General features: G+C 72.0%; 18 protein-coding genes and 1 riboswitch. Of the genes, 7 read left to right on the top strand and 11 right to left on the bottom strand.

Features of this window, described 5'->3' with window-relative positions; translation table 11 throughout:
- Positions 1-68: 68 nt before the first annotated feature.
- A complete protein-coding gene (locus Q4A22_RS01045) occupies positions 69-614 on the top strand; it encodes a DinB family protein (protein WP_303176669.1) in 546 nt (181 codons plus the stop codon).
- A gap of 89 nt (positions 615-703) precedes the next feature.
- Here the strand turns inward: Q4A22_RS01045 and Q4A22_RS01040 are convergent, their stop codons facing one another.
- Positions 704-1,423 carry a trans-aconitate 2-methyltransferase gene (locus Q4A22_RS01040; protein WP_303176668.1) on the bottom strand — a complete coding sequence of 240 codons (720 nt, stop codon included), beginning with the start codon at positions 1,421-1,423 and terminating at the stop codon, positions 704-706.
- Between the two features lie 142 nt (positions 1,424-1,565).
- Between Q4A22_RS01040 and Q4A22_RS01035 the strand changes: the two genes are divergently transcribed.
- Both Q4A22_RS01035 and Q4A22_RS01030 read left to right on the top strand, forming a co-directional pair.
- Positions 1,566-2,558, top strand: a complete 993-nt coding sequence (locus tag Q4A22_RS01035; RefSeq protein WP_303176667.1) for a hypothetical protein — start codon at positions 1,566-1,568, stop codon at positions 2,556-2,558.
- Positions 2,558-3,277, top strand: a complete 720-nt coding sequence (locus Q4A22_RS01030; protein WP_303176666.1) for a succinate dehydrogenase/fumarate reductase iron-sulfur subunit — start codon at positions 2,558-2,560, stop codon at positions 3,275-3,277. Before Q4A22_RS01035 ends, Q4A22_RS01030 begins: the two co-directional genes overlap by 1 nt.
- A 24-nt stretch (positions 3,278-3,301) precedes the next feature.
- Here the strand turns inward: Q4A22_RS01030 and Q4A22_RS01025 are convergent, their stop codons facing one another.
- A complete protein-coding gene (locus Q4A22_RS01025) occupies positions 3,302-3,862 on the bottom strand; it encodes a hypothetical protein (RefSeq protein ID WP_303176665.1) in 561 nt (186 codons plus the stop codon).
- A 159-nt stretch (positions 3,863-4,021) separates the two neighbouring features.
- Here Q4A22_RS01025 and Q4A22_RS01020 point away from each other — a divergent pair, with 159 nt between their 5' ends.
- The gene (locus Q4A22_RS01020) at positions 4,022-5,263 is read left to right on the top strand and encodes a hypothetical protein (RefSeq protein WP_303176664.1); all 1,242 of its coding nucleotides are present in this window, start codon (positions 4,022-4,024) and stop codon (positions 5,261-5,263) included.
- A gap of 167 nt (positions 5,264-5,430) precedes the next feature.
- On the opposite strand, the gene Q4A22_RS01015 is transcribed toward Q4A22_RS01020, so the two are convergent.
- Both Q4A22_RS01015 and ilvD read right to left on the bottom strand, forming a co-directional pair.
- A complete protein-coding gene (locus Q4A22_RS01015; protein WP_303176663.1) occupies positions 5,431-6,918 on the bottom strand; it encodes a sodium:alanine symporter family protein in 1,488 nt (495 codons plus the stop codon).
- Between the two features lie 207 nt (positions 6,919-7,125).
- A complete protein-coding gene (ilvD, locus tag Q4A22_RS01010; protein ID WP_303176662.1) occupies positions 7,126-8,964 on the bottom strand; it encodes a dihydroxy-acid dehydratase in 1,839 nt (612 codons plus the stop codon).
- Between the two features lie 322 nt (positions 8,965-9,286).
- On the opposite strand from ilvD, the gene Q4A22_RS01005 reads away from it, so the two are divergent.
- Entirely contained in the window at positions 9,287-10,813 is a 1,527-nt protein-coding gene (locus Q4A22_RS01005) for a gluconokinase (RefSeq protein WP_303176661.1), read from the top strand.
- Between the two features lie 33 nt (positions 10,814-10,846).
- On the opposite strand, the gene bioD is transcribed toward Q4A22_RS01005, so the two are convergent.
- Genes bioD through bioB form a run of 4 tightly spaced genes read right to left on the bottom strand, consistent with a single transcriptional unit; the run spans position 10,847 to position 15,489 of the window.
- Positions 10,847-11,668 carry an ATP-dependent dethiobiotin synthetase BioD gene (gene bioD / locus Q4A22_RS01000; protein WP_303176660.1) on the bottom strand — a complete coding sequence of 274 codons (822 nt, stop codon included), beginning with the start codon at positions 11,666-11,668 and terminating at the stop codon, positions 10,847-10,849.
- Positions 11,665-12,849 carry an 8-amino-7-oxononanoate synthase gene (locus Q4A22_RS00995; protein WP_303176659.1) on the bottom strand — a complete coding sequence of 395 codons (1,185 nt, stop codon included), beginning with the start codon at positions 12,847-12,849 and terminating at the stop codon, positions 11,665-11,667. Before Q4A22_RS00995 ends, bioD begins: the two co-directional genes overlap by 4 nt.
- Positions 12,846-14,324, bottom strand: a complete 1,479-nt coding sequence (bioA, locus tag Q4A22_RS00990) for an adenosylmethionine--8-amino-7-oxononanoate transaminase (protein WP_303176658.1) — start codon at positions 14,322-14,324, stop codon at positions 12,846-12,848. Before bioA ends, Q4A22_RS00995 begins: the two co-directional genes overlap by 4 nt.
- Entirely contained in the window at positions 14,317-15,489 is a 1,173-nt protein-coding gene (gene bioB, locus Q4A22_RS00985; protein ID WP_303176657.1) for a biotin synthase BioB, read from the bottom strand. Before bioB ends, bioA begins: the two co-directional genes overlap by 8 nt.
- A gap of 123 nt (positions 15,490-15,612) precedes the next feature.
- Here bioB and Q4A22_RS00980 point away from each other — a divergent pair, with 123 nt between their 5' ends.
- Both Q4A22_RS00980 and Q4A22_RS00975 read left to right on the top strand, forming a co-directional pair.
- On the top strand, positions 15,613-16,119 hold the full coding sequence (locus Q4A22_RS00980; RefSeq protein ID WP_303176656.1) for a TetR family transcriptional regulator: 507 nt from the start codon (positions 15,613-15,615) through the stop codon (positions 16,117-16,119).
- A 258-nt stretch (positions 16,120-16,377) separates the two neighbouring features.
- Positions 16,378-16,875, top strand: coding sequence for a GNAT family N-acetyltransferase (locus tag Q4A22_RS00975; RefSeq protein ID WP_303176655.1), 498 nt, complete (start codon positions 16,378-16,380; stop codon positions 16,873-16,875).
- On the opposite strand, the gene Q4A22_RS00970 is transcribed toward Q4A22_RS00975, so the two are convergent.
- The 3 genes from Q4A22_RS00970 to Q4A22_RS00960 all read right to left on the bottom strand — a co-directional run bounded on the left by Q4A22_RS00970 (position 16,788) and on the right by Q4A22_RS00960 (position 19,627).
- The gene (locus Q4A22_RS00970; RefSeq protein ID WP_303176958.1) at positions 16,788-17,630 is read right to left on the bottom strand and encodes a cytochrome c oxidase assembly protein; all 843 of its coding nucleotides are present in this window, start codon (positions 17,628-17,630) and stop codon (positions 16,788-16,790) included. The genes Q4A22_RS00975 and Q4A22_RS00970 overlap by 88 nt on opposite strands.
- Before the next feature lie 116 nt (positions 17,631-17,746).
- Complete coding sequence (locus Q4A22_RS00965; RefSeq protein WP_303176654.1) at positions 17,747-18,280, bottom strand: DUF2243 domain-containing protein; 534 nt, start codon at positions 18,278-18,280, stop codon at positions 17,747-17,749.
- A 156-nt stretch (positions 18,281-18,436) separates the two neighbouring features.
- Positions 18,437-19,627 (bottom strand): acetyl-CoA C-acetyltransferase, encoded by a 1,191-nt coding sequence (locus Q4A22_RS00960; RefSeq protein ID WP_303176653.1) that lies wholly within the window; start codon positions 19,625-19,627, stop codon positions 18,437-18,439.
- A gap of 295 nt (positions 19,628-19,922) precedes the next feature.
- Positions 19,923-20,013, top strand: a riboswitch (SAM riboswitch).
- Position 20,014: the final 1 nt, after the last annotated feature.

Below are 20,014 nucleotides of genomic sequence, written 5' to 3'. Positions count from 1 at the left end.
CACTCCTTCCGGAGGACGACGCCGCCCGGCCGGGTGCGCGGGGCACGGCACCGGCTAGGGTGAGCCCCATGACGTCACCCTCAGTGGACGAGCACGGCCGCCCCGAACCGCCGCAGCGCGGGGACGAGGTCACCACCCTCTTCGGTTTCCTGGAGCACCTGCGGGCCACGATCGCGTGGAAGACGGACGGGCTGAGCACGGCGCAGCTGCACAGCCGCCCGCTGTCCAGCACCATGTCCCTGGGCGGGATGCTCAAGCACCTCGCGTACGTGGAGGACCACTGGTTCCGCCACGTGCTGAGCGGCCGGGAGCCCGCCTCCCCGTGGGACGCCGTGGAGTGGCAGGAAGACCCGGACTGGGACTGGGACTCGGCCCTGGAGGACGACGCCGCGGACCTGCGCGCCCTGTGGTCCACCGCCGTGGACGCCTCCCGGCAGCAGTGGGGCCTCTTCGCCGCCGAGCACGCCAACCCGCTGGACGCCCCAGTGGAACGGCCCGTCCGCGGGGACATGAGCGCCCGCTGGGTCCTCACCCACATGGTCGAGGAGTACGCGCGCCACTGCGGCCACGCTGACCTGCTGCGCGAGGCGATCGACGGCGCCACGGGAGAGTGAGCGCCGGGCGGCCAAGTCCGCTTTCCCCGCGCCGTGCGAGGAGATCCACGATGGCACCTGCACGTGAGGGGCGACCGATCTGAGATCGGTCAGCACCCTTCAGGCGCGCAGCCCCTGCTCACCGGGATGGCCGGGGTCTCCTCGCTCTCCTTGGCGGCAAGCACGTGGCACTCCGGGAAGCGGTGCTCGGTGTCCGGGCGGCTGAGGATGCGCCACTGCTCCGTGAGCCCGGCATACAGGACGTGGTCCGCCATCACCTCGGGGTGCCAGCGCCACGCGGGAGCCACGGCGTGGTCGAAGGACACCACCGCCCGCCCGCCGTCCACGGACTGGAACGCCGTGAGCACCAGTCCACCGACCGGCAGCCGCTCCGCCCAGGAGCGCACGATGCCCGGGACCCGGTCCGGGGTCACGTGGATGAGGCTGTACCGTGCCAGCACGGCCGCGGGCCGCACCTCGCCCCCGGGAGCACCTCCGGCGGCGGCGTCCGCGAGGCCGTCCGCGAGCGCGGCGTCCCACGTGCGGGGGTCCGCTGTGCCGTTGACGAAGGTCACCCCGGGGTGGGCGGCCCGGGCGATCTCCAGCATGGCCTCCGAGGGGTCCACCCCGATCACGGGCAGGCCCCGGTCCGCGAGCGCCGCGGTCACGTGCCCGGTCCCGCACCCCACGTCCACCACGGGCCCGGTGAGCCCGGACAGCGCCACCTGATCGGCGAAGGCCTCCACGGCGTGGCGCTCCAGGGGCGTGCGGAAGGCGTCGGGAAAGGCCTCACTGTACTGCGCGGCGAGACGGTCGTATCCGGGCTGCATGGCTCCACCGTCACACACGGGACCCCGCCCCACAACCACGCCCCCCGCTGAACCATCCCCACGCCGCCCGCACACCCCGCAATGACCGCGTGTGACCGCCGGAACTGATGATCGCCGCCCGAACTCCTAGGATTGGTCGGTGATGACTCCCACCCCAGCCTCCGCGCGTGAGCGCGCCGCCGCGCCCGGTCCCGCCGCACGCGCGTCCGCCCCTGCTCCGGCCGCCGCGGACGACGCCGCCCCGGCACCCGCGAGCGTGTGGCAGCGGACGCTGGGTGCGGCGTCGGGCCCGGACCTCAAGCTGGTCATGGCGGCCTCCGGCACCGCGCTGAGCGTGTTCACGGTGGGCCACATGGCCGGGAACATGCAGGTGTACGCGGGCCGTGAGCGCTACAACCGCTACGCCCTGCTGCTGCGCGGCGCGGGCGCCCCGGTGCTGCCGCCGAACACGCTGCTGTGGGCGGCACGCGTGGGACTGCTCGCGAGCGCGGGCGCCCACGTGCTGGCGGGCACCGAACTGACCCTGCGCGCGTGGCGGGCCGAGGGTCGCACCCCCGGTGAGGTGGCCCGGCAGGGCACCCGCAACGCCGTGGCACAGGTGCGCAGGGTGACCGCCCGCCTCCCCCGCCCGGTCCTGCTCCCCCGGGGCACCGAGCGCGGCCGCCCCGTCCGCTACCGGCGCGCGGCCCTCAACGGTGCCTTCCTCCCCGACACCTTCGACGCGCACGCTCCCCGCCGACGCCCCCGCGGACGACGCCGCTCGGTCCCCCAGGTCATCGCCCGCTCCATGCGCTCCACGGGCGGGGTGCTGGGACTGTTCGTGACCTACCACGTGCTGGACCTGACCGTGGGTGCCCGCCCAGCGGCGGCCCGCTCGTTCGAGCACGGGGACGCATACGGCAACCTGGTGGGCAGCCTCTCCCGGCCGGTGACCGCCGCGTTCTACGCCGCCTCCATGGCCGCGCTCGCGGGACACATGGTCCACGGGCTGCGGACCGCCGCACTGGACACCGGGCTCACCACCAGTGCGCAGCGGCTGCGCCGGGTGGACGTGGCCGCGAAGGCCGTGGGCGCCGTCGTCGCCGTGGGCAACCTGAGCATTCCCGTGGCCGTACAGATCAAGGTGGTGCGCTGATGCTGCTGACCGTGCACGTGTGGCGTCAGGCCCACGCCGAGGATCCGGGCGGTTTCCAGACCGTGCACCCGGTGGAGGCGCGCGAGGAGATGAGCATCCTGGAGCTGATCGACGCCGTCAACGAGACCCTGCAGCGCCAGGGGGACGAGCCGGTGAGCTACGACGACGGCTGCCGCGAGGGCATCTGCGGCAAGTGCGGGGTCACTGTGGACGGCGTCCCCCACGGTCCGGACCGGAACAGGGCGTCCTGCATGCAGTCCCTGAAGGCGTACCGGGACGGGGACGAGATCTTCCTCGAGCCCATGCGCGCGGGTGCGCTGCCGGTGAAGAAGGACCTCGCCGTGGACAAGAAGTCCCTCCGCAGGGTGTCCAAGGAGGCCAAGTTCCCGGTGGCCATGAAGGCCCTGAACGACGCCGGGTGCATCAGCTGCGGCGCGTGCATCGCCGCGTGCCCCAACGGCTCCGGGCAGCTGTTCGTGGGGACCATGCTCAAGCACCTGCCGCCGCTGGCCAAGACCCCGGAGGAGCGGGACGAGCGCGCCGCCAAGGTCCTGGACGCCGCGGAGCAGGAGTTCGGGCCGTGCTCCCTGCTGGGGGACTGCACCGAGGTCTGTCCGGCCGGGCTGCCCCTGCAGAACCTCTCGGCCGTGACCCGGGAGAACCTGCACCGCAGGTTCCCGGAGCGCTACCCCGCACCGGAGGGCCCCGAGCAGGAGTAGGCCACGGGGTGTGGCCCGCCCAGCTCAGGCCAGGCGGAGCACCGCAGCCGCACGCTCCCAGCCCTGGGACTCGCGGCCGGTCACCTCACCCTCGTCGACCACGGTGTAGAGCCGCTCGGCGTCCGCCAGGAATGCCTCGTTCGCCATGGCCGCCACCAGCGGGTCCAGCACCTCCGCGGGATCACGGTCCTGGTTCGCGTCCGTGCGCAGCGGACCCACGAAGGCCACCTCCCCCTGCACCGACATGGTGGAGTGCGCCACGGGGTGGCCCCACTCGTCCACCTCGAAGCGGGAGTACTCGCCCATGGGTGCGTCGAACATCCCGGACTCCCCGGGGAAGCCCAGACCGCGGTCCAGCTCCCGGACGGCCCCTCCCAGCAGCACCTGCTCCGCGGCCACGCTCCTGCCGGCGGCGGCCACCGCCGCCCGGACGTCCCGAAGCTGCTCGGGCGGGCAGACCACCACGGCGCCCTCCTCGGAGGGCACCTCCCCGCTCCACGCGTGCACCGCGGGCCCGGCGCCGTCCAGCACCGCGTCCCACCCCTGCGCCCAGGCCTGAAGGTCTGCCTCCCACTGCTGCGCCACGACGGCTCCTCCCACTCGAGATCTGATTCGAGTATGCCACCGGGCCGCAGGCGCACCCGTGAACCGGGTACGACGCATTCTCTATGCTTGTCCGGGTACGTGCTCCCGCCGTCGTGAGCGTGTCCTCCACTCACCGCCCACTCCCGAGGAGTCGTTCCCGTGTCCGCCAAGAAAACCATGCAAGTCGCCCTGGCCTTCATCGGCCTCATGGTGGGCGCAGGCTTCGCCACAGGCCAGGAGGTCATCCAGTACTTCATCTCGTTCGGGGTGTGGGGTCTGGCCGGGGCGGTTGTCGCCGGGATCCTCATGATCACCGCGGGTGCCGTGATCATCAACATCGGCAGCTACTTCCTGGCGGACGAGCACCTCATGGTCTTCCGCTCCGTGTCCGCCCCGGTGGTCTCCCGCTTCCTGGACATCTCCGTGTCCCTGACCCTGCTGGCCATGGGCATCGTGATGCTCGCCGGCGCGGGCTCCACCCTGGAGCAGCAGTTCGGCCTCCCGGCGTGGATCGGCTCGGCCGTCATGGTGGGCGTGGTCATGCTCACCGGGCTGCTGGACGTCAACAAGGTCACCAACATCATCTCCGCGGTGACCCCCGTGATCTTCGTGGCCGTGATCGTGGCGTTCGTGTACGCCCTCCTGCAGCTGCCCGTGGACCTGGGCACCGTCAACGACCTCGCCGTCCAGGCGGAGTCCCCCGTGAGCCCCTGGTGGCTCTCGGCCGTCAACTACACCTGCATGGCCCTGATGCTGGGGGTGTCCATGTCCCTCATGATCGGCGGCAACACCGTGGACCCCCGGGACGCCGGCCGCGGCGGGCTGCTGGGCGGCGTGGTCTACACCGTGCTGCTGCTCATGAACGCGTTCGCGCTGCTCGTGAACTTCGAGGCCGTGGGGGACGCGGACGTGCCCATGCTCAAGCTCTTCGAGACCATCCACCCCGTGGCCGCGATCGCCATGGTGGTGGTGACGTTCCTGATGATCTACAACACCTGCATCAGCATGTTCTACGCCCTGGGCCGCCGCGTGACCGTGAACCACCGCAGGCGCTACGTCCCCGTGTTCCTGGGCCTGTGCGCCCTGGGGTACGTGGTCAGCCTGGTGGGCTTCGGCACGCTGATGAGCGTGGTCTACCCGGCCATCGGCTACGTGGGCATGGTCCTGGTGGTCGTCATGTTCGTGTGGTGGTTCCGCAACCGCTCCAAGATCCGCGAGGAGGCCGGACGCCGCACCCGCATGCGCGCCCTGCTCACCAAGCGCGTTGACGAGTCCAAGGAGTTCTCCTCCTACAACGAGACCCAGCTGCGCGACGCCGCCCAGGAGTCCCCCGCGGACGACCAGGCCCTCACCGGGGCCATCGAGGTCCAGGTGGCCAAGGACCTGGGCGAGGGGAAGTAGCCTTCCCGGACGATGCCGCGGGGTCACCCACCCCGGGCACCCCGCCCGCCCTGCCACGTGCAGGGCACACGAAAAGCCCCCGGCTCGCAGCCGGGGGCTTTTCGTGTGGGCCGAGCGGGCGGCGTCGTCGTCCCCGCACGGGGTGGGACGCGACGGCCCGGACCGGGTCAGCCGCGCGCGGTGTTCCTGTCGCGGTCGCGCTGCTCCCAGAAGATGGGCAGGGTCACGGTGTCCGTGCCGTCCCACGCGGCGAGACCGTGGATGCCGGGGACGTCCCCGGCCTTGAACACGGGCTCCACACCGGCCCTGCGCTGGTCCATGTAGTTCTGCAGGACCTTGGCGGCCACCCCGGCGAGCATCACCAGGGCCACCAGGTTCAGCGTGGCCATGAACGCCATGAACAGGTCCGCCAGGGACCACACGAGGTCCAGGGCCAGGACCGAGCCCAGGAACACGCACACCAGCACGGCGAAGCGGTAGACGCCCATGGCGGTGCGGGAGGAGGTCATGAAGCGGATGTTGGACTCGCCGTAGTAGTAGTTGCCGATCACCGAGGACCACGCGAACAGGAAGATGGCGAGCGTGAGGAAGTGCACGGCCCACTCGCCCAGCTGCATGCCCAGCGCGGTCTGCGTGAGCGAGGCGCCCTGGCGCTGGTCCCCGAAGGTGGGGTTGGACAGCAGCACGATGAACGCGGTGATGGAGCACACCAGCATGGTGTCGAAGAAGACGCCCAGCGACTGCACGAAGCCCTGCTTCGCGGGGTGGGAGATGGAGGCGGTGGCACCGGCGTTCGGGGCGGAGCCCATGCCGGCCTCGTTGGAGAACAGCCCGCGCTTCATGCCCTGGATGATCACGCCCAGCACGCTGCCCGTCACGAACTCCTTGATGCCGAAGGCGCCCTGGACGATCATCCCCAGCATCGCGGGAACCTGGGTGATGTTCAGGACCACCACCAGCAGCCCCAGCACCAGGTACAGCACGGCCATGGCGGGCACCAGGATCTGGGTGACGGAGGAGATGGAGCGGATGCCGCCGAAGATCACAGCGGCGGTCAGCGCCACCACGGCCAGGCCCAGGACCACGCGGAACCACATGCCCTGGCCGTTGGTGATGTCCACGTTGAAGGAGCCGCTCACGGCGTCCACGATCGAGTTGGACTGCACCGAGTTGAACACGAAGCCGTAGGTCACGGTGATGATCACGGCGAAGAGCATGCCCATCCACCGCTTGTTGAGCCCACGTTCCATGTAGTACGCGGGACCGCCCACGTACCCGTCCGCGGTCTTGACCTTGTAGAGCTGACCCAGCAGGGACTCCACGAACGCGCTCGCCGCGCCGATCGCCGCGATGACCCACATCCAGAACACCGCACCGGGCCCGCCCAGGGAGATGGCGATGGCCACACCGGCGATGTTGCCCGTGCCCACGCGCGCGGCCGCCGAGACGGTGAACGCGCGGAACGAGGAGATGCCCTTGCGGCCGTCCTCCTCACCCGCGGGGTCGGTGAGGACCCGGAACATCTCCGGGATGCCCCTCAGCTGGATCGCCTTGGTGCGGATGGTCAGGTACAGGCCCACGCCGATGAGGATGGCGAAGACCACGTACCAGACGTAGCCACCCACCGTTCCGACGAGCTCTGTCAGTGCGTCCATGAAAAACTCCGGGATCTACGGGGAGCACCCGGTCCGTGCGTGGGGTGGCCACGGGGTCCGGGCAGGGAAGGGGAGGTGCTGTCGCACCGATTCAGGACACAGTATCCGATTCCCGTGCGCGGCCGAGAGTCCCCGGGACGGCGCCAGGCACCGCCCCGGGGACCCGCCCGCCGGGACGGTGCCTGTATCTTCCGAGCCTCGCCCGGCTCAGTCCTCGACGACCCGCACCGCGCCCTTGTCCGCGGACGTGACCATGGAGGCGTACGCGCGCAGCGCCTTGGAGACCTTGCGCTCGCGGGGCCTGGTGGGCTTCCAGGGGGCTGCACCCCGCTCCTGGCGGCGGCGGGCGAGCTCGGCGTCGTCCACGTTGACCCGCAGCACACGGTTCTCCACGTCGATCTCGATCTCGTCCCCGTGCTCGATGAGACCGATGGCCCCACCCGCGGCCGCCTCCGGGGAGATGTGCCCGATCGAGAGCCCGGACGTGCCGCCCGAGAAGCGCCCGTCCGTGATGAGCGCGCACTTCTTCCCCAGCCCCAGGCCCTTCAGGTAGCTGGTGGGGTAGAGCATCTCCTGCATCCCGGGTCCGCCCCTGGGCCCCTCGTACGAGATCACCACGATGTCCCCCTCCTTCACGTTCTTGGAGAGGATCTCGTGCACGGCCTCGTCCTGGGACTCCACCACGAAGGCGCGTCCGGTGAAGTGGAACAGCTCCGGGTCGATGCCCGCGGTCTTGATGACGGCGCCGTCCTCGGCGATGTTGCCGAACAGCACGCACAGCCCGCCCTCCGCGGTGTAGGCGTGCTCCACGGAGCGGATGCAGCCCTCGGCGGCGTCCACGTCGTGGTCCTCGTACTCGTTGGCCTGCGAGAACGCCTGGGTGGTGCGCACCCCGCCGGGAGCGGCCAGGAAGAACTCCTTGGCCTCCGCCGAAGCCTTCCCCGAGCGGATGTCCCACTCGTCCAGCCACTCCCCCATGGTCTGGGAGTGGACGGTGTGGACGTCCTCGTTGAGCAGCCCGCCGCGGCGCAGCTCCCCCAGGATCGCGGGGATGCCGCCGGCCCGGTGCACGTGCTCGATGTGGAACCTGGTGGAGTTCGGGGCAACCTTGGCCAGGCACGGCACCCGGCGGGAGAGGGTGTCGATGTCCGAGAGGGTGTAGTCCACCTCCGCCTCCTGGGCGGCGGCCAGGATGTGGAGCACGGTGTTGGTGGACCCACCCATGGCGATGTCCAGGGCCATGGCGTTCTCGAACGCGGCCTTGGTGGCGATGCTGCGGGGCAGCACGGACTCGTCGTCCTGCTCGTAGTACCTCTTGGCGGACTCCACGGCACGGCGCCCGGCCTCCAGGAACAGCCGCCTGCGGTTCGCGTGGGTGGCCAGGGTGGTGCCGTTGCCCGGCAGCGAGAGCCCCAGCGCCTCGGTGAGGCAGTTCATGGAGTTGGCCGTGAACATCCCGGAGCACGAGCCGCACGTGGGGCACGCGTTCTCCTCGATCTGGGCCAGCTGAGCGTCCGTGACGGACTCGTCCACGGCCAGGGCCATGGCGTCCACCAGGTCCACGCGGTGCTCGATCACACCTTCCACGCCCTCACCGGACTCCATGGGCCCGCCCGAGACGAACACCACGGGGATGTTCAGCCGCAGCGCGGCCATGAGCATGCCCGGGGTGATCTTGTCGCAGTTGGAGATGCACACCAGGGCGTCCGCGCAGTGCGCGTTGACCATGTACTCCACGGAGTCCGCGATGATGTCCCGGGACGGGAGCGAGTAGAGCATGCCGTCGTGGCCCATGGCGATGCCGTCGTCCACGGCGATCGTGTTGAACTCCTTGGCCACACCCCCGGCCTCCTGGACCGCGGACGCCACCAGGTCACCCATGTTCTTGAGGTGCACGTGGCCGGGGACGAACTGGGTGAAGGAGTTCGCGATGGCCACGATGGGCTTGCCGAAGTCCTCGCTGCCCATTCCGGTGGCGCGCCACAGGGCACGCGCACCCGCCATGTTGCGGCCGGTGGTTGACGTAGCTGAACGCAGCTGGGGCACTGCGACTCCTTCCCGAAGAACCGGCCGGAGCGGGCTCGTCATGGAAGCCGCACCCCGGCGCACAGTGACCACCAGAATACGCGCAGCCCCCGACCCGATTTCACATCGCGGGCACTGGTCTCACATTGTGAACACCCGTCTCGTTTCCCCTCTGCCGAGGCCCCGCACCACGACGCCGCCCGGCCGGCCCCGCGCCCGATGTGCCGGGCGCGCGGGGCCCGGAGGGCGGCGTCGTCCGCGGCGGTGCGCGGCACCCGGGGCCGTTCATAGACTGGGCGCAGACCACCAGGACCGAGGCGCACGCGCGGGGAGCAGGAGAAGCATGGGCAAGCACAGCAGGACGCCGCGACCCGGGGACGGCACGGACTTCGCGGTGGATCTGGCGGATGCGCGGGATCCCCTGGTGATGACGCTGGACATCGGCTCCACCGCCACGCGCGGCTCGCTGTACGACGCCACGGGGACACCCGTGCGGCACTACCGGGACAAGATTCCGCACGCGTTCACCACCGCGGGGGACGGCACCTCCGTGATGGACCCGGACCAGGTCGCGGACGAGGTCGCCACCCTCCTGGACCGCGTGTGCGACCGCCCGGAGCTCGCGGGGCGGGTGCGTGGGGTGGGCCTGGACTCCTTCGCGTCCTCCCTGGTGGGCGTGGACGCCGAGGGCCACCCGGTCACCGAGTGCTTCACGTACGCGGACTCCCGGTGCGCCCCGCAGCTGGCCGAGCTGCGGGAGGAGCTGGACGAGCTCGAGGTGCAGCAGAAGATGGGCGCGCGGCTGCACACCAGCTACCTGGCGCCGCGCTTCCGGTGGCTCGCGCAGACCCGGCCCGAGGCCTTCCGTGCCGCCGCGCGCTGGCTGAGCATCGGCGAGTACGTGTGGCTGCGGCTGCTCGGGACCACCGCCGCCGGAACCGCGACCGCCGCGTGGACGGGTCTTCTCAACCGGAGGTCCGGGCACTGGGACCAGCGGATGCTGCGCGCCGCGGGGGTCGGCGAGGAGAAGCTGTCCCCGGTCCTCGAACCCCACGAGCCGCTGCCGGACGTGGACCCGGAGCGCACCGCCCGCTGGCGGGGACTGTCCGAGGCGCAGTGGTTCGCGCCGGTGGCGGACGGGCTGTGCGCCAACATCGGCGTGGGCGGCACGGACGAGCGCACCATCGTGGCCTCCGCCGCCACCTCCGGGGCCATGCGCGTGCTGCTGCACCACCGCCCCCAGGACATCCCGCCGGGACTGTGGTGCTACCGCGTCGACTCCTCCCGGTGCCTGCTGGGGGGTGCGCTCAACGACGTGGGCCGGGCCGTCTCCTGGCTGCGGGACACCCTGGCCCTGGACCACGCCGTGCTGGACGACATCGCCGCCGCCCCCGCAGACCCCGCCACCCCCGGAGTGCTGCCCTTCCTCACCGGCGAGCGCTCCACGGGCTGGGCGGGCAGCGCGCGGGCGGTCTTCGCGGACGTCTCCGCCGCCACGGACGCCCCCGCCATGGCCCGGGGGATGCTCGAGGGGATCGCCGGGTCCTACCGCAGGGTCGCGGACGAGCTGGAGCGGGCCGCGCCCCACGTGGAGCGCGTGGTGGCCGCCGGGCGGGTCACCCAGGAGCTGCCGTCCTGGCTGCAGATCCTGGGCGACTACCTGGAGACCCCCGTGATCCACCAGACCATGAAGCGCTCCACGTGCCGGGGCAACGCGCTGCTCATGCTGGAGTCCCTCGCGCCGGAGGTGGAACGCTCCTCCCCGGAGCCGGCGGGCACGTACTCCCCACGCGAGTCGGCGCGTGAGCACTACCGGGCGGTCCACGACCGCTTCGAGCGGCTGTACGAGGCGACCACGGCGGGGTCCTGACCGGACGACGACGCGGGTACCCGCCTCCCGGGGTCAGCCGACCTCCGCGCCCCAGCCCAGGGGTACCGCGCCGAGCAGCGGGATGCGCCGTCCCAGGATCTCCGGCAGGTCTGCCAGGTACTCACGGTTGGTCTCCTGCAGGCGGTCCGGTTCTGCGGGCCAGCTGCCCAGCACCACACCGGCCACGTGCACCCCGCGGTGCAGCAGGGCCTCCAGGCTCAGCAGCGTGTGGTTCAGGGTGCCGAGGTCCGGGCGGGCCACCAGCACGGTGCTCACCGGGGCCGGGCCAGCGGCAGTTGGGACGCTCGCTCGTTCTTCTCTCGCGTCAGCCCGGCCCACGGGGTCTGGCCCCTGAGTCGTTGGGCCCCGGTCAACCGTCTCCTGGGGAGCCACCCCCTGCAGTGCCACCGCCAGGTCCGCGATGGTGCGGCGATCCCCGTCCAGTTCCACGAGCACACCACCGCTGCCCTCCACCAGGACGAGGTCGTGGGATTCCTGCAGTTCCAGGATCTTCGCCACGTGGGTGGTGAGCGGCAGCAGCTCCACTCCGTCGAGGGCCGCGGCGGGCGGGGGTGCCATGGGCTCGGTCAGCCGCTGCCCCTCCGCCACGGTGAGCACCTCGGGCGGGACGCCGGCGGCGCGGACCAGCCGGGCGACGTCGTGAACGTCCCCCGGGTCGTCCCCGCGCATCCCGGTCTGCTGCGGCTTGTAGACCGCGATCCGTCGCCGCCCGGCGTGCCACCCGGCCACCGCGAGCGCGGCCGTGGCGTAGGTCTTGCCCACGTCCGTGTCCGTGCCGGTGACCAGGACCGTGCGGCCCAGGGTGGTGAAGTTGCCGGACAGCGGATCGTTCACGGTGTCTCCTGCGGTTTCGTGGGTGGGATGTTGAGGGGCCGCGCGGTGGCTGCGGCCCCGCCCACGTCCCGGAGGACCTCCTCGACAGCCCCCAGAGCCCCCGACAATTCGTGTAATTCCATGTTTCCGGGCGCCGTGATGCGGAGTCTGCTGATGCCGTCCGGGACCGAGGGCGGGCGGAAGCAGCCCACCACGATGCCCCGCGTGCGCAGCTCGTCTGCGGCCCGCACCGCGGCGTCCGCGCCGCCCAGGGGAACCGACTGCACCGCTGCACGGGCCCGTGGCACACCCAGGGTCGCCGCCACGAGACCCGCCCGCTCGTGCAGTCCCCCGGTCAGCTCCGGGTGGGCCCGCACGATCCGCGCCGCCTCCGCCGCAGCCGCCGCACTCGTGGGCGCGAGCGCGGTGTCGAAGATGAACGGGCGCGCCGTGTTCACCAGGTGCTCCCGCAGGGCGGGCGAGCCGAGCACCGCCCCACCCTGCGCCCCGAGCGCCTTGGACAGCGTCACGGTGAGGGCCACGTGCGGCGAGCCCGCCAGCCCGAGACCGTGCACGAGTCCCCGCCCCTCCCCGGCCACGCCGATCCCGTGCGCCTCGTCCACGAGCAGCAGAGCGTTCCACCGCCGGCATGTCTCCGCCAGCTCCACCAGCGGGGCGTGGTCACCCCACACCGAGTACACGGACTCCACCACCACAATGGCGCGGGTCTCCGTACGCTCTGCCAGCAGCTGCGCCACGTGGGCCACGTCCGAGTGCCGCGCAATCCGCACGGGCGAGCGGGACAGCCGTGCCCCGTCCACGAGGGACGCGTGGACGTGCGCTTCCGAGACGATGAGCGTGTCCGGGTCCCCCAGCGCGGTGAGCACCCCGGTGTTCGCCGCGTACCCGCTCGAGAACACGAGGGCGGCGGGCTGGCCCGTGAGCTCGCACAGCTCGCGCTCCAGGGCCTCGTGGACCCCGAGTGTTCCCGTGACCAGCCTGGACGCCCGCGATCCCGCGCCGTACTGGTCCAGCGCTCCACGGGCGGCCGCCACGACCCGCGGGTCCCGGGACAGTCCCAGGTAGTCGTTCGAGGCCAGGTCCACGCATCGTCCGGGAAGCGTCCGCAGCCGACGCCGCAGTCCCGCCTCCTCGCGCCGGGCGCCCCGTTCCCGGAGCCAGTCGTCGAGGGGTCCCGTCACGGGTGGTCCCCCGAACCCGCTTCCGGAGCGGGCGCGGCACCGGTCCCTGTGGGGGTGGCGCCTCCTGGTTCGTGCCCGCGCCCGGAGTGGGCGGGCGGCGTCGTCGCGGCGCCGGGCTCGTTGCGGCGCAGCTCGACCTCCTGCGCGGCGCGCAGCATGGCGTAGGCGATCGCCCGGACCTCCTCGTCCGAGCACACGTAGGGGGGCATGGTGTAGAGCAGCCGCCCGAAGGGCCGGAGCCACACCCCCTGCTCCAGGGCGGTGCGCGTGAGCAGAGCCGGGTCCGGGGCGCGGTGGAACTCGATGACCCCCACCCCTCCGAGCACCCGCACGTCCTTGACCACGTGCAGCTCCGCGGCCACCGGAAGGATGTCCCGCAGGGCATTCTCCAGGCGGGCGGTGCTCTCGCGCCACGTGTCCCGGAGCATCCGCACGGACTGCAGCGCCACCGCGCAGGCGAGTGGATTGGCCATGAACGTGGGGCCGTGCATGAGCGCCCGCTGCTCGGATGCGGTGATGACCGCCCCCACGGCCCGGGAGACGAGCACCGCGGCGAGGGTCATGTACCCGCCGGTCAGCGCCTTGCCCACGCACATCACGTCCGGGACCACGTCCGCCCACTCGCACGCGAACCACGCGCCCGTCCGGCCGAACCCCGTGGCGATCTCGTCCGCGATGAGCACCAGGTCCTGCTCGTCCGCCAGCGCCCGCAGCGCCCGCAGGCACCGTGGGTCGTAGGTGCGCATGCCCCCCGCGCCCTGCAGCACGGGTTCCACGATGATGCCCGCGAGCTCGTCCCGGTGCGCGGCCGCCGTGGCCCGCAGGTCCGCGATCCAGCGCTGCACGGCGGCGGCGTCGGACTCCCATGCCCGGCCATCGGCGGTGGCCGCGGCGGGCGGGGGCGCCACGAACAGCTGCTCCGCCACCAGCCCGGAGAACTGCGCGTGCATGCCGCCCTCGGGATCGCACACGCTCATGGCCCCGGTGGTGTCCCCGTGGTAGCCGCCGCGCACCGTGAGGATGCGCCGCCGGCCGGGGTGGCCCTTCGCGGCCTGGTACTGCACGGCCAGCTTGAGCGCCACCTCCACGCTCACCGATCCGGAGTCCGCGAGGAACACGTGCTGCAGCTCGGGAGGGGTGACCTCCACCAGCAGCTCCGCGAGCTCCACCGCGGGCCGGTGGGTCAGCCCGCCGAACATGACGTGCGAGAACTCGGTGATCTGGTCCACGGCCGCGCGGTCCAGCTCCGGGTTGCGGTAGCCGTGCACCGCGCACCACCACGACGCCATGCCGTCGAGGGCCTCCACCCGCTCCCCCTCGGGGCTCACGAGCGTGAGGGTCACCCCCTGCGCGGCCTCCACGGTGTACGGCGCGGGGCCGTCGAGCGCCTCGTACGGGTGCCACAGCAGACCCCGGTCCCGCGAGGCAAGACTTTCCCCACGCGGCATGTCCTCCCCCGTTCCGGGCTCAGGCATTCGGCGCCACCTCTGTCCCCGCCCCCCGACGCCGCACCGTGGGGTTCAGCTCGATCCGCACCTTCGTGCCCTCGCCCCGCTCCGGGCCCTCCCCCGAACTCAGCTGCGCGGCCGCGGCCGAGGAGAGCGCGGTGCCGGTGGTCGTGGAACCGGGGGCGGCGGCACCGTCCGCGGCGTGGTCGGGACGAGCGCCGAGAACGGTGAACCCGGCGTCGGCGATCATGTCCAGGTCCGCCTGGGCGGCCTGGCCCTCGGAGGTGAGGTAGTCGCCCAGGAAGAGGGAGTTGACCACGTGCAGGGCGAGCGGCTGCAGGGAGCGCAGGTGCATCTCACGCCCACCGGCCATGCGGATCTCCTTGTCCGGGCACACGAAGCGCACCACGGCGAGGATGGTCAAACACTTCTGCGGGCTCAGCTGCCAGGTCCCGGCCAGGGGCGTGCCCTCGAACGGCATGAGGAAGTTCACGGGCACGGAGTCCGAGTCCAGCTCCCGCAGGGCGAACAGTGCCTCCACGAGCTGCTCGTTCGTCTCCCGCATCCCCACGATCAGCCCGGAGCACGGGGACAGCCCCGCACCCTTGGCGCGCTCCACGGTGTCCACGCGGTCCTGGTAGGTGTGCGTGGAGCAGATGGAGGCGTAGTTGGACTCCGCGGTGTTGAGGTTGTGGTTGTAGGCGTCCACACCCGCCCCGCTGAGCGCCTCCGCCTGGCCGTCCTTGAGCAGGCCCAGGCACGCACAGACCTCCACGTCCGGGTGGCTCTCCTTCAGCGCCTCGACCGTGCGGGCCACGGTGCCGACCTCCCTGTTGGAGGGACCGCGGCCACTGGCCACGAGGCACACGCGGCTCGCACCGCCCCTGATGCCGTACTCGGCCTGCTCCACGGCCTGCTCGGGGCTCAGCCACGAGTACTTGAGGATGTCCGTTCCGGCATTCAGGCGCTGCGAGCAGTAGCCGCAGTCCTCCGCGCACAGCCCGGACTTCAGGTTGACCAGGTAGTTCACCTTCACGGTCATGCCGAAGTGCTCACGGCGCAGCCGGGCGGCCGCGGCCACGAGGTCCAGCATCCCGGTCTCGGGAGTGTGCAGCAGGTCCAGGGCTTCGTCCGGGGTCACGGGGTGGCCGGCGAGAACGCGCTCGGCCAGCTGGGCGGGGTTCTTGAACATTGTTCAATTATTGAACACCGTTCAGCAAAGTCAATTCAGGCCCCACTCCTCCGGACGGTCCCACGACGCCGCTCGGTACAGTTGGCGGGTGGCCCGCCCGGGCCCGGGAGCAGGAGGAACGCCGTGGCCCTGGACCGCGACCGCGTGCTGGACGCCGCGTGGCACATCCTGCAGGACTACGGCCTCGGGGACCTCTCCATGCGGCGGCTGGCCCGGGAGCTGGGCGTGCAGCCCGGGGCGCTCTACTGGCACGTGGCCAACAAGCAGGAGCTCCTGGCGGTCCTCGCCCGGCGGATGGTGGCGCCGCTCGGGGAAACCCCCGCCGGGGCCCAGGGCCCCGCCCTTCTCACCACCCGGTTCCGCTCCCTCGTGCTCGCCGTGCGGGACGGCGCGGACGTGGTGAGCGTGGCCCACGCCCTGGACCCCCTGGGCATGCAGCCCGTGCCCCTGCTCGTGGCGGAGCTGACCGCCCAGGGTCTTCCCCCGGAGGGCGCCGAGACGACCGCCCTCACCCTCGTGCGCTTCACCCTCGGCTCGGTGACCGCGCAGCAGACCCGCGAGTCCATGGACCTGCCCACCGCCACCATGGCGGCCGAGTTCGAGGCGGGGGTGCGCGCGATCCTCGCGTAGCGGCGGCGTCGCCCGCTCGCTCGCAATACGGTGAGCCGGGCCGGGCCGGGCCAGGCCGGGCCGTACGGCGGGGCGCATGAAAGGCAGGGGCGGGCCCGGAATTGCTGCTGTGGTGTGGAGCAAATGCGCCGCAGCGCCCGCCAAACCGCATTTGCTCCGTTGTTGCACGGGGTGGAGGAACTGACAAACCCCTCCCCCGCGACAGGAAAGAGCGGCGAACGGGTGTTGCTCCGGCCGGGCAGTGACCACAATGTCTGCATGACCACGGAGGCCCCCTTCACCCTGCGTCCACCCGCGCCCGAGGACGCCCAGGAGGTCGCGGCAGTGCACGTCCGTGCCTGGCGGGAGACGTATGCCGGGCTCGTCCCCGCACGGTTCTTCGGGGACGCAGCCCTGCGGGCCCGCCAGGACCTGTGGACGGGGTTGCTCGCGGACCCGGACACCCGCGGCAGGATCCGCGTGGCCGAGGCGGACGGGGCGCTCATCGGGTTCGCGGGCACTGGGCGGCCCAGCGAGGCAGCGCCCGCCCGCGAGTGCGCCCTCCACATGCTCTACGTCCTGCGCGAGCACCACGGCACGGGTGCGGGGCAGGCGCTGCTCGACGCCGTTCTGGGTGAGCGGCCCGCGCAGCTGTGGGTTGCAGAGGCCAACCCGCGCGCCATCCGCTTCTACGAGCGCAACGGCTTCCGAGCGGACGGGACTGCACTGGTGGACCCGGCGCTGGAGGACCTGCGGGAGATCCGCATGGTGCGCTGAAGCCGGGCAGCCGGACGCGGTGCCGTGTCCCGGTAGTGCCCCAGGAACAGCAGAACGATCAGCGCCACGTCCACAACGTCCCCGCCGTAGTACATGAGCTGGGCGCCAGCCTGGGCGTCCCCGGTGGGCACACCGGCAGGCGGGTGCACGTAGAGCCACTTGGCCAGCACCGAGTGCACGGCGATGAACAGAACGAGCACCACCGCGCGCACCCGGAACGAAGAGCGGTGGGGATCCGGGTCCGACCCGACGACTGCCGCGGTGAACACGTACCCGGCCAGGAGGATGTGCGTGTGGACCACCGCGTGGCCCAGGGCGGACGCATGCATCCAGTGGAACAGTCCGGTGGTGTAGAGCAGCCACAGCCCGCCCGCATTGAGCACAGCGGCCACCACAGGGTGCGTGACGACGCGGATGAACCGGAATCGCAGCACCCGCGTGACCCGCCGGGCGGCCGTAGTGGGCAGACCGCGCAGCAGCACCCGTACGGGCGCCCCCAGCACCAGCAGCAGTGGCCCGAGCATTCCGACCAGCAGGTGACCCGCCATGTGGGCGGTGAAGCTCGCGTGTCCGGCCTGGGCCAGGGGGCCCACGAGTCCCGCACCCACGCACAGCAGCCCCGCGAAGAAGCCGACCGGACGCCAGGGGTTCACTTGGCGTCGTCCGCGCCCGGCCCACAGCGACCAGCCGTACGCGGCGGCGGCGACCAGGAGCAGCACCACGAGCCCCTCGAAGACGGGCCACCCGGCCACCATCGCGTGGTTCGCGTGCGCGGCGCCGTCGTGCTGGCCGTGTCCGCCGTGCCCCGAGTGCCCCTCGTGCCTGAGAGGGGCCAGGAACGCGGGGAAGAAGAGGGGAGTCCCCACGGGCATCACGCGCCCCGGTAGGCGCGGGCGCCGCGTCGCAGCAGCAGGAATCCGATGAGCATCAGGATCACCGCCGTGCCGTTCCACACGAGGTCGTAGGGCAGCAGGTCCACGCCGTAGCGGATCTGGTGGATCCGCAGCAACTTGTGGTCCACCACGCCGTCGAACAGCTGGAACGCCCCCACGCCCAGGACCACGGCACCAGCCCAGTGAGGCCAGTGGACCCCGCCGCCCCGGCGCACTTCCGCGAGCAGGAACAGCCCCCACACGGTGATGAACCAGCCGAAGGCGTGGAAGAACCCGTCCGTCACGAGCGCCACCTCGTGCGTGGAGAGGTCGTAGAAGTGGTGCCACTGCAGGCCCAGGTGGAAGATGAACAGGTCGATCATGGCTGCCGCGATGCCGCAGCCGAACAGGAGCCCGGACAGCGCCGCGCGCCTGCGGGTGCGGGCGGCGTCGCCCGTGGTGCGGGGAGCGCCGGAGCCGGAGTCCCCGGGCCTTGCGGAAGCCGTTGCGGATGCGGGTTCTGGGTGCGCCATGTTTTCTCCTGGAACGCGTTCTCGGCCGGACCCGAGGGGCGTGCGCCCTGGGAGGCGGCGGCCACGCCGGGCCGCCCACCATGCGACCGTGTGCAACCATCAGCATACTGACGGATGACTCGGACGGCGGGGAGCGGCGCAGTGCGGCTCACCCGCTCAGCGGCTCAGCAGCAGCGCCTCCCCCTGGCCACCGCCGCCGCACAGGGACACCGCGGCCCTGCCGGAGCCGCGCCGGGCCAGCTCCATGGCGGCGTGCAGCGCGAGCCGCGCGCCGGACGCCCCGATGGGGTGGCCCAGGGCGATGGCGCCGCCGTGGATGTTCACCTTCTCCATCTCCACCCCGAGGTCCCGCACGGACTGCACGGACACCGCGGCGAAGGCCTCGTTGATCTCGATGAAGTCCAGCTCCGCCGCCGTCCACCCGGCCCGTTCCAGCGCGTGCTCGATCGCGCGGGAGGGCTGCGAGTGCAGGGAGGTGTCCGGGCCGGCCACCTGGCCGGGCCGGCCCACCACGGCGAGCCAGTCCAGGCCGTGCTCCTGGGCGTAGCCGCGCGTGGTGAGCACGAGGGCCGCGGCGCCGTCGGAGATGGGGGACGAGTTGCCCGCGGTGACGGTGCCGTCCTTCGTGAAGGCTGCCCGGAGCCTGCCGAGTCCCTCGGCGGTGGAGTCCGGACGCACGCCCTGGTCCTCGGACACGGTCACCGGGTCACCCTTGCGCTGCGGGACCTCGATCGGCGCGATCTCGTCCGCGAAGACCCCGCCCTGCTGCGCCTTCCCGGCCAGCTGGTGGCTGCGCGCGGCCACCTCGTCCTGCTCCTGACGGGTGATGGAGCGCTCGGCGTTGCCGGTCTCGGTGAGCTCCCCCATGGGGATCTGCAGCTCCACGTCCACCAGGCCGTCGTGGGCCAGCGAGTCCGCGAGCGTCATGTCCCCGTAGGACTTGCCCTTCCGGGCGCCCAGGGCCAGGTGCGGCGCGTTGGTCATGGACTCCATGCCGCCGGCGACGACGACGTCCGCCTCGCCCGCGCGGATCATGCGGGCCGCCTCCGTCACGGCCACCAGACCGGACAGGCACACCTTGTTCAGGCTCATGGCGGGGACGTTCATGGGCAGCCCTGCAGCCACGGCCGCCTGCTTGGCCGGGTTCTGGCCGTTGCCGGCCTGCACCACGTTGCCCATGTAGACGTGGTCCACGTCCTCCGGGGCCACCCCGGCACGCCGCAGCGCGTGCTTGATGGCGTGCGCGCCCAAGTCCACGGCACTCAGGGACGCGAGCGCTCCCAGCAGCTTGCCCTGCGGGGTGCGGGCCCCGTTGACGATCACGATGTCGTTGGCGTTGTCGGTCACTGTTCCTCCTGAACGGGTACGGAATTGGGGGTCACGCCCACCAGCTCCACCCGGTGGGTCGCTTCGAACCTGCCTGCGGGTTCTCGGGCGACAGCCCCGTGACGTCGTCCCCGAGCCCGGGCGCGGTTGCCCCTTCCGTCCCGCAACTGTGATGCGCCTCTCAGAGTAGAACGGTGCACCGCGTGGTCAAAGCCACCCTCCGGAGTGCGGCGCACGCACGGGTGGCGCCCCTGGCCAGGGCCTTCGTGACGGCGTGGGGCTGGACCCCGCCCCGTCCGTGCTGTTGAATGGGCGGCACCCATCCAGAGCGGCCGAGAGATCTGGCTCGACGACGCCGCAGCAACCAGGGCTTCCGCCCACGGTGCTACCGCCAGGACCGATGGAAAG

Origin of the sequence: Kocuria sp., from assembly GCF_030530945.1 — a bacterium.
Taxonomy (GTDB): domain Bacteria; phylum Actinomycetota; class Actinomycetes; order Actinomycetales; family Micrococcaceae; genus Kocuria.
The sequence above is the reverse complement of the archived record's forward strand: the minus strand, read 5'-3'. Positions and strand labels throughout refer to the sequence as shown.